This is a genomic window from Roseivirga spongicola (assembly GCF_001592965.1).
GTDB classification, from domain to species: domain Bacteria; phylum Bacteroidota; class Bacteroidia; order Cytophagales; family Cyclobacteriaceae; genus Roseivirga; species Roseivirga spongicola.
This window is the reverse complement of the sequence record NZ_LRPC01000029.1, coordinates 63,883-78,649: the sequence shown is the minus strand read 5'-3', so window position 1 is coordinate 78,649 and position 14,767 is coordinate 63,883. Positions and strand designations below refer to the sequence as shown.

Below are 14,767 nucleotides of genomic sequence, written 5' to 3'. Positions count from 1 at the left end.
GCTAAATCATGATCAGCCATTATCTTAAAATATCGCTTAGAGCCATTGGTAAGAACCCATTACTTTCATTACTGAATATACTTGGCCTAAGTGTTGGGTTTGGCTGTTTTTTGGTGATCACGCTCTATCTCTATCAGGAGAATACCTACGAAAAGGGCTTCACCGACTATGATAAGATTTACAGGATAGAAGAAGAGTTTTTGGGTATGGGCCGAGGTGCTTCTTCAACCTCTAATTTGCAATATAAGCTCGATGAAGTACCTGGGGTAGCAAGCTATGTGCGCTTAGATGTGGCCTCAAATCGGTCATCATGGGCAGAGTTTGGCGATAAGAAGCTAAGGTCACCGCGTGTACTGAAAACCACTGAAGGCCTTTTCGATGTTTTCGACTTTAAACTTGCCCAAGGCGATCCGGCTACTGCCCTAGAAGGGCCAGACAAGGTAGTGCTTACAAAAAAGTATGCTCAAAAGCTTTTTGGCACAGAGCAAGTAGTTGGTAAAACTTTTCAGTACGAGAATAAGGAGCTTATTGTAACCGGTTTGCTAGATGAGTTTGCTTATAGGAGTCATTTAGATTTCGACTTTATCTCTACCAATATTTTCAATCCGTCTTATGCTGATGGCAGGTGGTGGATGATTGCAGGCTATATCTACGTTAAGATGGATGGGCAAGCAGAGCCACAATTGATTAATGAGCGGCTTGATGAAATAGCCAAAACTTATGCCTACCCAGTGGTTAACAACAGCCCATTGTCAAGAGATGAATGGCTGCAATCTGCTAATAAGATTCAGTTTTTTGCCAAACCAGTTCGCGACATTCATTTGAAGGAGGGTGTAGAGTTTGAATTCAGCACCAATGGAGATCCACAGTCTCGTGCCACACTTACCATCATCGGTGTTTTTATTCTCATCATAGCGATTATCAACTTCATGAATCTATCGACCGCTAAATCATCTTTGCGCACTAAAGAGATTGGTGTGCGCAAGGTAATGGGTACAGGGAAAAAAGAGTTGATAGCTCAATTTCTATTAGAGTCAGTACTGGTAACCTTGTTTGCAGCTACCATAGGAGCCGGTTTATCTGAGCTGTTTATATTTTTACTCAATCAGTCACTAGGAGAGGTAATTGGTATTTCTATAGTTAGCTACCCCAGCCTTGGAGGCCTCATTTTATTAGGGGTGCTGCTTATTGGCTGCTTAGCAGGTGTTTACCCAGCTTTTTATCTTTCTTCTGTAAAGATGATTCCGCTTTTGAAAGGGATGAAGCTTGGGCATATACTCAATATGGGCAATGCTCGGGTACTTAGAAATACTTTAGTAGTGGTTCAGTTTGCAGCTTCTTCAACCCTCATAATCGGTGCCTACTTTGTATATCATCAGTTACAGCACATTAAGCAGATGGATATTGGGTTTGATAAGGAACAGGTTTTGGTAGTTCCATATACGGCCAAAAAGGGTGATGACAGATCTGCCATTCGCAATGAACTGCTCAAAATACCTGGTGTAGAAGCTGCTAGTTTTACTAGCCGTATGCCAGCAGAACAATCAGCCAACTTACTTTCAATAATGTTGAGTGCTGAGGAAACCTTATTACTTGATGTCTTTCAGGCAGACCCACACTTTGCCGATGTTCTTAACCTGAATGTAATGGAAGGAGATTGGTTTGCCGAAAATCAAACACAAACCGATTCTCTTGTGGTGCTCAATGAGTCGGCTGTTAATGCCCTAGGTTTGGAAGGCAACCCCATAGGGCAAGTATTTGGAAATTACTGGCGCGTAGTTGGAGTGGTGGAGAACTTTTTCATTGATAACTACAGAACTAATGTGGGGCCAGCAATCATGGCTTACGATCCTAAAACGCCCGACCAACTGGCTATTAAATTAAACGCTCCATCATTGGCAGATGCCCTGCCAAGGTTAGAAGCTACTTGGAGTAAGCTAAGGGGCGAAGTCATTGAGTTTAAATATCTAGATGAAAATTTTGCTTCGGTTTTTGCCAAGGAAAAACAAAACGGGGATGCTATTATGGTATTTACCGTGCTGGCTATTTTTATTAGCTGTTTGGGCTTATTTGGTTTAGCAGCCTTTGCAGCCGACCAAAGGCAACATGAGTTTGGAATACGAAAAGTGCTGGGCGCTAATGTGAGAGATATTGTTCATGTTTTCAGTCTTGATTTTATTAAACTGGTACTACTCGCCTTTATTGTTTCCGTACCAGTAGCCATTTATGGAGTCAACCTATGGCTCGATACTTACGCCAATAGAATTGATTTGAGCGTTATAGGCTTTGTTGTAGCCGGAATATGTGCCCTTGCCATAGCTTTTGCTACTATCCTTTTCCAGTCCCTAAAAGCTGGCCGCCTTAACCCTGTTGAAACCTTACGTAACGAGTAAACCATATCATGATAAAAAACAACCTCATTCTTGTATTTAGAAGACTTCGTAAGGAGAAGGTCTTTTCTCTCGTTAATATTTTGGGTTTAACGGTTGGCTTAACCGCATTTTTGATGATTGGCCTGTACATAAAGCATGAACTCAGCTTTGACCAATTCCACCAGGATAAGGAGAACATTTACAGAGTAACATCTAAGTATAGAGATAGAGAATGGAGGGGAGTAATTGCAAGCGATTACGTTCAGTTTTTCAAAGATGATGTTGTTGGGTTAAATAGCTTCTCTCGAATAAGCGTTAAGGACGAGACGACCTTAGCTTCAGGAGGAGGGAAGGAGTTGAACTTTAAAGGTATGTTATCAGCTGATAGCAACTTCTTCGAGTTTTTCTCTTTCGATCTAATTGATGGTGTGCCTTCATCTGTTTTGGCTACTTCAGGAAGTGCTGTTATTACCGAAACCTTAAGCAAAAAGTTGTTCGGAGAAAAATGCCCGATTGGAGAAGAACTGCTGATTGAAAAAGGAAAAGAGGTGTACACTATTACCGGTTTGGTGAAAGATCCGCCATCAAATAGCACCATTCAGTTTGAGTTGGTTACTTATCAGGAAGGAAGATTTAAGAATAATTTCGAGCAGACCTCTGGTTTAAGAAATGTTATCACCTATCTCAAGTTACAACCAGATGTGTCACTAGATAGTGTGCTGGATAAAATAGATGCAGCCAAAAACAAGACTCCTTATACCATAATGACTAGGGATCAGGTGTATGGATTGTCCCCAATCACAGATCAAAGACTTTATGCTGATTATGTCGTAACATTTTTTGAGAAAAATGACATTCGTTATCTACAGTTGTTTGGGGGTATAGCTATAGTGGTACTTCTATTGGCCATTATTAACTACATCAACCTTGTCACTGCGCAAGCTGCTAAAAAGGCTAAGGAAATAGGGCTTCGAAAAGTGATTGGAGCAGGGAGGTTCCAGTTGATGATCTATCAGTTTGCAGAGTCAATTGTGGTGGTTGTGTTTTCTTTTGTTTTGGCATTTGCTATTACGGAAAGGTTACTGCCACAATTCAATTCGCTACTCAATAAAGATGTAACCCTTCAATACTTTGGCTCAACATTTTTTCTATGGGTAATTGTCGCAGGGGTTGTCATTGGTCTACTTTCTGGCTTATATCCTGCGATTCAAATAATGAAGATAAAGCCTCTCGCCATTATTAAGTCATCATCTAGCGGTAGTAGGCAAAATACAAGTTTCAGAAAGTTTTTGGTGCTTTTCCAATTTACCGTTACGGCTATCCTGATTTGTTGTCTATCCATTATGATTGGCCAAATGGATTACCTGAAAGAAAAAGATCTTGGGTTTGCTCCCGAAGCGCTTATTAGCGTCACGTTAGATAGTGATTCTACACAGTCATATTTTCCTTTGCAGCAAGAATTTTTGAAGATACCCGGAGTTCAAAAAGCAAGTTTAGGTGGTTTTAAGCCAGGTGGATACGCATACATATCGGCTATGGATGCACCGAATGTTCAAGGAGAGGATGCCAACGGACTTGGAGGAGACGCCATAATTGGAGATGCTTCTTTTATAGATGTGATGGAGATGGAGGTTTATTGGGAAGAACACGATAAGGCCATTGAAGAATTCAAGGAAGGACAAGTGATTATCAATAAATCTATGGCGGAAAGCATTGGAGCGCTTGATAATCCAGAAGACAAACGCATCTATGGATGGAATGATAAGGTGGGGAAAAAGGTGGTTGCTATTGTTGAAGATTTCCACATGAAATCTTTAAAAGACGGGATTGAGCCCATATCTATCTACTACTTGAATGATTGGGGAGTACATAACATTCTTGTTAAGGTAGATATGAATAACCTTTCAGCCACTCTGGCGGGGTTGGGTGATCGATATGAATCATTTTTTGGAAGGCCTTTTGAATTTAGTTTTCTAGACGATGAGATTGCCGAGTTCTACAAGAAGGAAGAAGGTCAGTTTAAACTGTTTCAGCTGTTTTCTACAATCGCATTGATTATTTCCCTTCTTGGGTTGGTGGCATTGACTATCTATAGCCTTGAACAGCGCAGAAAAGAAGTCAGCATCAGAAAGGTTTTAGGAGCATCAGTCCAAAGGCTTATTCTTATGCTGAATAAGGAATATTCCATTCTAGTACTGATAGCTTTTATCATAGCCTCTCCAATAGCCTATTACGCCATGCAAGACTGGCTGCAGGAATTTAAATACAGAATAAGCTTGAGCCCCTTGATTTTCATTTTGGCCTTTTTAGGATTTCTAGCATTAAGTTGGCTGGTCACGATTGCCCAATCATTGAGAGTATCCCAAGAAAATCCCGCAGATGTCTTAAGAGACGAATAAACCACACTAACTATGTTCAGAAACAACCTTAAACTAATCCTCAGAAAACTCAAAAGAGAGAAGCTTTACACCTTTGTAAATATTTTAGGTCTCACCGTTGGTCTAACAGCCTTTTTACTGATTGGTCTTTATGTGAGGGATGAGTTGAGCTTTGATAGGTTTCATGATAATCATGAAAACATCTATAGGGTTATTAGCCAAAGCGAGGAGGGAGGATATTCTAGCTTGGTCGTGAGTGACTATGTGGACTATTTTGAAGAGGACTCACCCCAGATAGAAAGTTATACCAGACTTGCTATCAAGGAGTTTTACTCACTTGTTGAATCTGAAGACAAAGCATTAAATGTGGAGAAAGTTTTATATACCGACCGGAATTTCTTTGAGTTCTTCTCCTTCGCTTTGGATGAAGAGAATCTTAGTTCGGTGTTTAATCAGAGCGGGTCTGCGGTTATAACTACTGAGTTAAGCGAAAAGCTTTTTGGCAGTGATGATCCCATTGGAAAGTCACTGAAAATCAATAAGGATGAATCCGTCATTATTACTGGGCTAGCTGAAACGGTTCCTTCTAATAGCCATATCCAATTTGAAATGGTTGTATATGATCAAGGCTATTTCAAGAATGACTATACCAATAAGCATTTTGTGAAATCAGCTATTACTTACCTGACTCTTTCTCCAGGCTCTTCAGCCGGGCAGGTGGCAGAAGAAATAGATGCTGCAAAACCAAAACCAGACTATGCTCGATTTCTAGAAAATGAGAGTTTTTCACTGTTGCCAATGACAGATCAGAGACTAAAAGCCCCTTTTGAGTTTGATTATTACGAGAATAATGATATTCGATATGTTAAGTTATTTTCAGGAATAGGTCTGGTTGTACTGCTTCTGGCAGTTGTCAATTATATCAATCTGGTTACTTCCCAGTCATTAAAGAGGCAAAAAGAAGTAGGATTGAGAAAGGTGATAGGAGCTCAAAAGTTGCATCTCGTTTTCTATCACCTCTTTGAGTCTACAGTTGTTGCTCTGATTTCTTTTGCTTTGGCCTTTGCAATTGCGGAGCGACTAATGCCACTGTACAATGGTTGGCTAGAGAAAGATATCATTTTGCAATATGATAGTTGGGAGTTTGTAAGCTGGGTTTTTATCGCTGGAATAGCTTTGGGCTTTGTTTCAGGGGCATACCCGGCTTTTTACATATCTCGCTTTAAGCCTTTAATGCTTATAAATAATAAATCACTAGGTCTAAGCAATAAGGAGGGGTTAAGAAAGTTTCTAGTTCTTTTTCAATTCATTATTTCAGGACTGTTGTTGGTTGTGGCTGTTCTAATGCACAATCAAATGAGATACTTGAAGACCAAAGATTTGGGCTTTAATCCTGAATTTGTAGTTCAAGTCCCACTTTATAGAAGCTCTGAATATTCACACGAGAGTTTAAAGAATGAAATCCAAAATATCAGCGGGGTGGAATTTGCCAGTGTCAGTGGTTGGCAAGTTGGAGGAGGGGCAAAAACGGGAATAACTGACGACCCAAAAAATATACAGGAGTCTCGGGAAGCGGCTGTTATATCTGCTGATAAAGATTATGCCAAAACGTTAGGATTGAGCTTTATTATGAAAGCGGATCACTTTGAGTTTGATAAGCTCAATAGTAATGAAGTGGTGGTAAATGAAGCTTTGGTTCAGGACTTCGGTTGGGAAAACCCATTAGGACAGAAGATTTACAATTTTGATACTAGGCCACTCGAAGTAGTAGCTGTTGTAGCAGACTTCCACACCTACTCTTTAAAGCAAGAAGTTGAACCACTCTTTATTCAACCCTTGACAGAAAGATCTGCTCGAAACGCTTTATTAAAGATCAATGGTGAACAAGCACAGCAAACATTGGCAAATGTTGGTGAAGTTTATGAATCAATGGTTCAAAGGCCATTTGAGTTTTATTACCTGAATGACCAGATAAGAGATTTTTATAAAAAGGAGCAGGGTCAGTTTCTTCTTTTCCAGATTTTTTCATCACTGGCCATTTTTGTGTCGTTGTTGGGTTTAGTTGGTTTAACGATCTACACAGTTCAACAAAGAAGAAAAGAGGTTAGTGTTCGTAAAGTACTGGGAGCTTCCGTTCAAAGACTCATCCTGATGCTCAATAAGGAATATTCTATTCTAGTACTGATAGCCTTTATCATAGCCTCTCCAATAGCCTATTACGCCATGCAAGGTTGGCTTGAAGAGTTTAAGTATAGAATAACAATTAGTCCCCTGATTTTTGTAATTGCATGCTTGGCCTTCTTGTCATTGAGTTGGCTTGTTACAATTGCACAATCATTGAAAGTTTCAAAGGAGAATCCTGCAGATGTATTGAGAGAAGAGTAGCTTTTATTCCCAAAATCGACTTTGCTAAACAGAAGGCATTACTTAAGTTTAGCGTAAATCAAGTCGATAACATGAAAAAGCCTGCCCTCTTATTGCTCGGTACTTTAATCATTTCTGCCTGCACCAAAGCTCCAGAAGAATCAGTTTTCAATACTGTATTAACCGATTCTGAAAGCATCGCAGGTGAGCCAGAGTATTTGGCTTCGCCTTATCTAACTCCAGGTGATAAGACTTACATGGTTGGGCATCAGAATGGTACTTTCCCAGATTTGGGCTGGCATGTTACTGGAGAAATGGGAGGGATCTGGAATCATCCAATCAAACTAATGGATGGTTTTTCGGCACAAATCAGTAAAGATGGAGTAAACTATTGTTTAGATAGCGCCAAGCAGTTTGTGAATTATCCTTTTACTAATACTCACGAGTTTGAAGTAAAAGATTTGATGCTTACGGCTACCCGTAAGCAGTTTGTTCCCGATGGAGAAGAAGCGGTTTATGTAGAGTATGAAATTACCAATAACAGTGAGACCCTGCAAGAGCTGATATTTACCTTCAACGGTATGGTAGACCTTAGACCCGTTTGGTTAGGTGAGAGGTCGGAAATGATTGATGGGGAAGATGAAGTGAGCTGGAATGAATCTATTCAGGGGATAGAAGGAAAGGATTCAAACAACGATTGGCACGTGGTTTATGCTTCAACATTAAAGCCAAATGCTCATGAGTTAAATGTTAGCACCTGCGACTATCAAAGAGCAGGTATGGGGGCCAACGGATCGCTAAGTTACTCGGTGGAAGTTCCACCCTTCGGTCATGCGGTTCTTCCATTTGTCATTGCGGGCTCTGATGAGTCTAATGCAGAGGCTATCACCACTCTGAATAAGGTGCAGGCTAATGCAGAACAAATGCTTCAAGCCAAAGCGAATAGATATCAGACCATTGCTGATCAGGCCAAGCTTACTATTCCTGATAAGAAGCTCGAAGAGGCTTTCCGTTGGGTGAAGTACAATACCGATTGGCTCATCAATGATGTAGATGGTTTGGGTAGAGGAATTACTGCCGGAAACCCTGACTATCCATGGTTCTTTGGTGCAGATTCAGAATATGCCTTGCAGGGTGCTATGGCTATCGGCATGAAGGATATTGTTTATTCAACCATAGAAATGATCGATAGCGTTTCCAATGCTGTGAATAATGGTTCGGGAAAAATCATTCACGAAATGAGTACCAACGGGGTAGTTTTCAACCCGGGTAACCTGAATGAAACTCCCCAATACGCCACGTTGATATGGGAGGTGTTTAAATGGTCGGGTGATATGGACTTCCTAAGAAAGTACTATCCAACCGTTGAGGCAGGACTCGACTGGCTATTGAAGGAAAACGATGAGGATGGAAACCTCTTGGCCGATGGTTACGGCATGATGGAAATTCATGGGTTGGAATCGGAAATGATTGATGTAGCAGCCTACACTTACAAAGCCTTTATAGATGCTGCAGAAATGGCCGAAGTGCTCGGGAAAACTGAGCAAGCAGTAGATTATAGAGGCAAAGCAGAAAAGCTGTCAGAAATCATCAATAATGACTTTTGGGTAGATGAGTTTAACTCTTATGCCGATTTCATAGGAACGGCCAAAGAAGCAGAGCATCTGATAGAAGGAGCTATTGTTCGGGCAGATACTTTGAATAAACCTTGGGCTGTGGAAGAGTTAAAGGCAACGCAGCGAAGGGTGAGTCAATACCCTGCAAATAAGAAGCAAGGCTTTGTGCTTTATCACAATTGGGTGGTAAACACGCCAATGGAAGTAGGAGTGGCTGAGCCGGAAAAGGCCATAGAAGCATTGAATACAGGAAGCAAATATGTAAATCCGTTTGGGATGTTTGTTACTGGAATAGATCGCGATGAGTCTGCCGGTACAGATGATAGCGGCTTTGCCAAAAAGATGAAGGTTTTCTCTTACACAGGAGCTGTTATGACCTTGCCTACGGGTGTTCAGGCTATTGCGGAGAATAACTATGGCAGGCCAGATAATGCCTTGGAGTATCTTCAAAGAATGACCAATTCATTCAGTTATGCTTTGCCAGGCTCTATGTATGAAGTAAGTCCAGACTTTGGAATGCACGCACAGGCTTGGAATATTTATTCTTATGCTGTTCCAATAGTAAAACAGTTCTTTGGAATAGAGCCGATGGCGCATTTAAACCAAGTGAAAATATCCCCTAAAATGCCATTGGCTTGGAATGAGGCTGAACTTGAGAATATTAGAATAGGTACTAATAACATCAGTATTCGTTTTGAGCGAATTTCAGATAATGAAAGCCAGCTGAGTATAGAACAATCAGATGCAAACTTCAATGTAGTATTACCAAATAATGCGGAGATGGTAGAAGGGGAACAGGTAGAGTCAGAAGAGTTCGGAAAACTCTTAAAAGGCAGCAAAATAGTGGTGAAAATTTCTGAGAAGTCTTAGAGGTAAATGGATCACCTGATAATACTATGCTCAATAAATTTCTTTTTGGGAATTAAAACTGCCTGAAATAAAAAGAGGAACCGTCAATGACAGTTCCTCTTCTTGTTAAATTCCTCTGGAACTTAAACCTCTTCGGCACCAGGGCCTTTCCTAAATAGCTTTCTGACAGCCTGTTCTAATTCTTCAGCAGCTTTTCTAATATGGAATTTGGCTTCCTCGAATTTAGGCTCATTTTTGCTTTTGAAGTCCTGAAGCTTGTCTTCTAGCTTGTCTCGCTGCTCTTTCAGGTCTTCAATTACATCTTCCATTTCTTCACGAGCTTCTGCACCAGCATCTTTCGCCTTGTCAATAAGCTCGTCAATTCTATCGCGAATGTCTTTTAAGAGTTTTTCAGTATCCATCTTAGTTCGAAGGTCTAGTTTTAATAGTTGTTGAAACGTTTATCCAACAGCCAACTCTAATTGGGTCGCCTTCCTTTTTGTTTGCTGTAAATACATCAGAAATAGTAGGGAATTGCTTTTTAGCTTCGGCCATACCCTCTTGGTTGCCTACTTTCTGGTATAAATCATAAGCTGCCATATAAATGGCTCTATCATCTATCTGAGATATTTTTCTCGAACACTCATCCCAGCTATTCATATACATGTTAGCCACTAAAGTAAGAGCTTGCTTTTCTGCAGATTTGTCTAAATCGGCAGCCTGAAGCGCAATTTTTCTAGCCTCTGGCTTGTTACCCATTCTAATGTAAACAGAAGTTAGGCTTAATAATAGGTCGGCTTTTTTCTCACTATCAGTAGATAACTCAATAGCCTGAGTATAGTATTGAATGGCTTTTTCATACTCTCCCGCAACTGCAGCTCTCTGACCAATAACCTTGGCTATTCCTTCAGTAGGCTCTTCTGACTGAATAATTTCTGCTGCTTTAATAAAGTATGGACTATCGCTACACTGTTGGTTTAACAGCAAACGGAAAACATTCTTTGCTAGTTTAATATCATTGGACTCGTCTAATTGTGGTGCAAGATTGTTGTTGATGAAGTCGCAGTTAAGCTCATCGCCCATTGTCATGGTAAGCAAGCTATTCACAGCATCTCTATATTTTGCTAATCTCTCAGCATTTTCACCTTGAGCTTCCTTCATGTCTATATTCTCCATCACTTGAGTATAAACATCAAATACCTGATCGCTAGGAATATCTTCGCCATAGGCTTTAGCTCTTCTAATAATGTCCATGTAAGAAACCAAGTTGTTGTTGATTACTTCAGATGGCTTTTCGTAAGCCTTTTCATAGGCAGTAATGGCTTCACCCATTTTCTCCTTATTAGACTTCCAATATTTGTAGTAACGATATGCCTTGTTGTTTACTTCCAAGTCGGTAAGTTCAAAGTATTTTGCTTTAAGGTCGAAGCTCAAGAACATTGAATCTAGTAATACATTCTTTTTTGCTTCATCGCTCTCCGCTTCGGCTAGTGCTTCATAAGCCTTGTAACCGTTAATGTATAATCCGTCATATAATTCAGGAGCATTTTTCATTAACCAGTGTAATGCGTTGGCTGCTTCTCTGTATCTATCGGCCGACATTGCATCTACGGAAATGGCAAACCTTCTCTTAGCTTCAGCCTGTAATTGAGGGTCTTCTGGAAGCTTCAGGTCAGCCTGCGCAAAGGCTGAATTGAGTGTGAGTATTGATAATAGTAGAAAGAATATCTTTTTCATAGTCTCAAATTTACGAATAGATAATAGCAAAGTTGTAGCCAAAATTTATTTAAGGCGCAAAAGTAACGCTTACTTATAAAGTAAGAATGTACTAAAGGATTATCAAATTGTTGCGAATTGCTATTTTTTGAAGAGGCTCTTGAACTCAAACTTTTCTCCATCGAATAGACCTAAGTCGCTGAGCTTGAGCTTAGGTATTACAAGCAGTGCCATAAAAGATAATGTCATGAATGGCGAGTTTAAGGTGCTGCCTAAACTCTTCGACATTTTGTCAATTAAAGTGTACTTTTTGGCTACTTCATAGCCATTTTCAGCAGACATTATACCAGCAACAGGTAATGGTAAAACCATTTCAGAAGTAGGAGAAACAGCACTAACTCCACCGCTTGCTTCAATCACCAAGTTTACGGCCTTTACAATAGATTCATCATCCGCTCCCACTGCAATAATATTATGAGAATCGTGGCCTACAGAAGAAGCGATAGCCCCTTCTTTTAGGTTGAAATTTTTAATGAATGCAATGGCTGGAGGGGCAGGGTTGTATCGATTGACCACTACCATTTTGAGCACATCATTCTCAATATCAGAAATAGCATTGCCTTCGCTATCAGTTTTTGTTGGATACTCTAAACAGTTCGTAATCAGCTGACCATCCAGTGCTTCGATAACATGAACCGAGCTCGACTCAGCTCTTACCTGGATGTCTGTAAGGCTGATTGGGTTGCAATTGAACTGATTAATAATGTCATTCTCTACTCGCTCAATTAGGGTTTTACCGTTGTCGGCAACATGTATTCCATTTATATAGGTGTGACTTACTTTAAAGTCTTTGAGATTGTTCACTACAATAAAGTCGGCAAAGTCTCCTTTTTGCAAAGAGCCAACATCTAATTTATAATGATCGATAGGTGTGACGCAAGCAGCGGTAAGCACATCGAATAAATCATGGCCTTTGGCTAAAGCTCTTTTCACTAATTGGTCAACATGGCCTTCAACCAAATTATCAGGGTGTTTATCGTCAGAGCAGAACATGAGCATTTCTGGTGCTTCGGCAAAGAGTTCTACCAGAGCCTCAAAGTTCTTAGCCGCAGAGCCTTCACGAATGGCTATTTTCATTCCGTGCTTGAGCTTGTCTCTGGCTTCATCGGCTGTAAAGCATTCATGGTCGGTGCTCATGCCCGCTTTAATATATTGCTCGGCTTGTTCGCCTCGCAAGCCTGGTGCATGGCCATCTATAGGTTTTCCTAATTCCTTGGCAATATTTAGTTTTTTATAAACCGTTTCATCTTTAAAGAGAACCCCTGGCCAATTCATCATTTCAGCCAGATATTTTACTTCAGGTTTCTTAAGCAAATACTCAACTTCTTCGGGAGTTATTTCTGCACCGGCAGTTTCAAAAGTGGTTGCAGGAACGCAAGAAGGAGCACCAAAATTGAACTTGAAGTTCGCCTTCTTTCCATTTTCAATCATGTATTCTACCCCTTCAACTCCCAATACATTTCCAATCTCATGAGGGTCGGAAACGGTTGAAACGGTGCCGTGAACAACTGCTAGTCGGGCAAACTCAGACGGCACTAACATGGAACTTTCCACATGAACATGAGAATCTATGAATCCAGGTAGTATGTATTGATCGTCAACTTTTTCAGTTTCTTCAATAGAGATAATTCGATCGTTTTGTACGGTTATTTCACCATCAAACATCCTTCTATTTCTTACGTCAACTATATGGCCTGATATTTTCATGTTTCTGCTTTAGAGGTGCTAAGTTCCCACAAAAGGTTTAGAACATAAAACTTTGAACTGTACCTTTGCGACCAAATTTCTGTGATGGCGAAAATCAATATTGCGATAGATGGGCTTTCGGGCTGTGGAAAAAGTAGTACAGCTAAGGCCGTTGCCAAAACTCTAGGCTATAAGTTTATAGATACAGGAGCCATGTATCGCGCTGTAACGCTTTATGTGTTGAATGAAGCTGTTGATTTAACTTCTAAAGAATCTGTTATTCAAGCACTTGAACAGATTACAATAGACTTTCGATATAATCAGGAATCTCAGAAAAACGAAACCTTTTTGAATGGACAAAATGTTGAAGAGGAGATACGTTCAATGAGAGTTGCGGGGAGTGTTAGTCAAGTAGCAGCTATCAAAGAAGTGAGAGTGGCTATGGTGGCACAGCAGCAACAAATGGGAAAAGACAAAGGAGTAGTAATGGACGGTAGAGATATTGGTTCCGTTGTTTTTCCAGAAGCAGAGCTGAAGCTCTTTATGACAGCCTCTACCGAAGTGAGAGCTAAGAGGAGACAGGCAGAGTTGAGAGAAAAAGGAGAGGAAGTTGCGCTTGATGAGATAATGAAAAACCTTGAGGAGCGAGATAGAATTGACTCCACTAGAGATGAAAGCCCATTAATAAAAGTAGAAGATGCTATAGAGGTAGATACTTCTAATTTATTGTTTGAAGAGCAAGTGCAAAAAGTATTAGATTTGGCATTGCAACGTATTGAGGCAGAATAGAATAAGTGTATGCAAGTAACGATAGATCAAAATTCGGGGTATTGTTTTGGCGTAGAATTCGCCATTCAAATGGCAGAGGACGAAATGCAGGAGGGCTCTCTTTACTGCTTGGGAGATATCGTGCATAACAGCATGGAGGTGAAACGCCTCAATGATAAAGGCCTCAAGATAATTGAAAGAGACGACCTTAAGAATATCAAGGATTCCAAGGTGTTAATTCGTGCTCATGGCGAACCGCCAGAAACCTATCAGTTAGCATTAGAGAATAATATAGAGTTGGTAGATGCTTCTTGTCCTGTGGTGCTCAAGCTTCAGAATAGAGTGAAAATTGCCTACGATAAGATAAAGAAAGCAGGAGGCCAGATTGTTATTTATGGAAAAACTGGTCATGCCGAAGTAATAGGTCTAACAGGTCAAACTAATAATGAAGCCATTATTGTAATGGAAGAAGCTGATCTGGATAAAATCGATTTCAGCAAGCCAGTCACTCTTTTCTCTCAAACCACCAAAAGCACCAAAGGCTTTTACCATATCCGCGAGCTGATTGAAGAAAGAATAAAGGCTCATAAAGGTGAACTAGAAGAAATTGACTTTACAGCAAACGATAGTATTTGCAGGCAAGTGTCTAACAGAGAACCTCAGTTGCTCAAGTTTTCTGAAGAAGTAGATGTAATAATCTTTGTAAGTGGAAAGAAGAGCTCTAACGGAAAGGCGCTCTATTCAGTATGTAAACAACAGAACGAAAGAAGCTATTTTGTGGAGAACGAAGAGGAGGTAGATTTCGACTGGATAAGACCCTCCGACCATGTTGGAATTTGCGGAGCAACCTCTACACCAATGTGGCTAATGCAAAATGTGGCCCAATACATCGAAAATCACTTTGCGGAAACCGTTGAAATATAAATTTCGATCTACTTTTTTATAGCAAGTTTTTTGG

At 40.3% G+C, this 14,767-nt stretch carries 9 protein-coding genes; 6 read left to right on the top strand and 3 right to left on the bottom strand.

Annotated elements, in window-relative coordinates; translation table 11 throughout:
- Positions 1–8 precede the first annotated feature (8 nt).
- From AWW68_RS17900 to AWW68_RS17885, 4 genes are all read left to right on the top strand, one after another.
- On the top strand, positions 9–2,393 hold the full coding sequence (locus AWW68_RS17900) for an ABC transporter permease (protein WP_068224479.1): 2,385 nt from the start codon (positions 9–11) through the stop codon (positions 2,391–2,393).
- Positions 2,394–2,401: 8 nt separating this feature from the next.
- Positions 2,402–4,771: an ABC transporter permease gene (locus AWW68_RS17895; RefSeq protein WP_068224478.1), complete on the top strand. Its 2,370-nt coding sequence runs from the start codon at positions 2,402–2,404 to the stop codon at positions 4,769–4,771.
- Between the two features lie 12 nt (positions 4,772–4,783).
- The gene (locus AWW68_RS17890; protein WP_068224477.1) at positions 4,784–7,135 is read left to right on the top strand and encodes an ABC transporter permease; all 2,352 of its coding nucleotides are present in this window, start codon (positions 4,784–4,786) and stop codon (positions 7,133–7,135) included.
- 71 nt (positions 7,136–7,206) lie between these two features.
- Positions 7,207–9,600 carry an alpha-L-rhamnosidase-related protein gene (locus tag AWW68_RS17885; protein ID WP_068224753.1) on the top strand — a complete coding sequence of 798 codons (2,394 nt, stop codon included), beginning with the start codon at positions 7,207–7,209 and terminating at the stop codon, positions 9,598–9,600.
- Between the two features lie 122 nt (positions 9,601–9,722).
- Here the strand turns inward: AWW68_RS17885 and AWW68_RS17880 are convergent, their stop codons facing one another.
- From AWW68_RS17880 to ade, 3 genes are all read right to left on the bottom strand, one after another.
- Positions 9,723–10,001 (bottom strand): sll1863 family stress response protein, encoded by a 279-nt coding sequence (locus AWW68_RS17880; RefSeq protein WP_068224476.1) that lies wholly within the window; start codon positions 9,999–10,001, stop codon positions 9,723–9,725.
- A 1-nt stretch (position 10,002) separates the two neighbouring features.
- Complete coding sequence (locus tag AWW68_RS17875) at positions 10,003–11,316, bottom strand: tetratricopeptide repeat protein (RefSeq protein ID WP_068224475.1); 1,314 nt, start codon at positions 11,314–11,316, stop codon at positions 10,003–10,005.
- 120 nt (positions 11,317–11,436) lie between these two features.
- On the bottom strand, positions 11,437–13,062 hold the full coding sequence (gene ade / locus AWW68_RS17870) for an adenine deaminase (RefSeq protein WP_068224469.1): 1,626 nt from the start codon (positions 13,060–13,062) through the stop codon (positions 11,437–11,439).
- An 84-nt stretch (positions 13,063–13,146) separates the two neighbouring features.
- On the opposite strand from ade, the gene cmk reads away from it, so the two are divergent.
- Together cmk and AWW68_RS17860 are read left to right on the top strand one after the other, a co-directional pair.
- Positions 13,147–13,830 (top strand): (d)CMP kinase, encoded by a 684-nt coding sequence (cmk, locus tag AWW68_RS17865; RefSeq protein WP_068224467.1) that lies wholly within the window; start codon positions 13,147–13,149, stop codon positions 13,828–13,830.
- A 9-nt stretch (positions 13,831–13,839) separates the two neighbouring features.
- The gene (locus AWW68_RS17860) at positions 13,840–14,733 is read left to right on the top strand and encodes a 4-hydroxy-3-methylbut-2-enyl diphosphate reductase (RefSeq protein ID WP_068224465.1); all 894 of its coding nucleotides are present in this window, start codon (positions 13,840–13,842) and stop codon (positions 14,731–14,733) included.
- Positions 14,734–14,767: the final 34 nt, after the last annotated feature.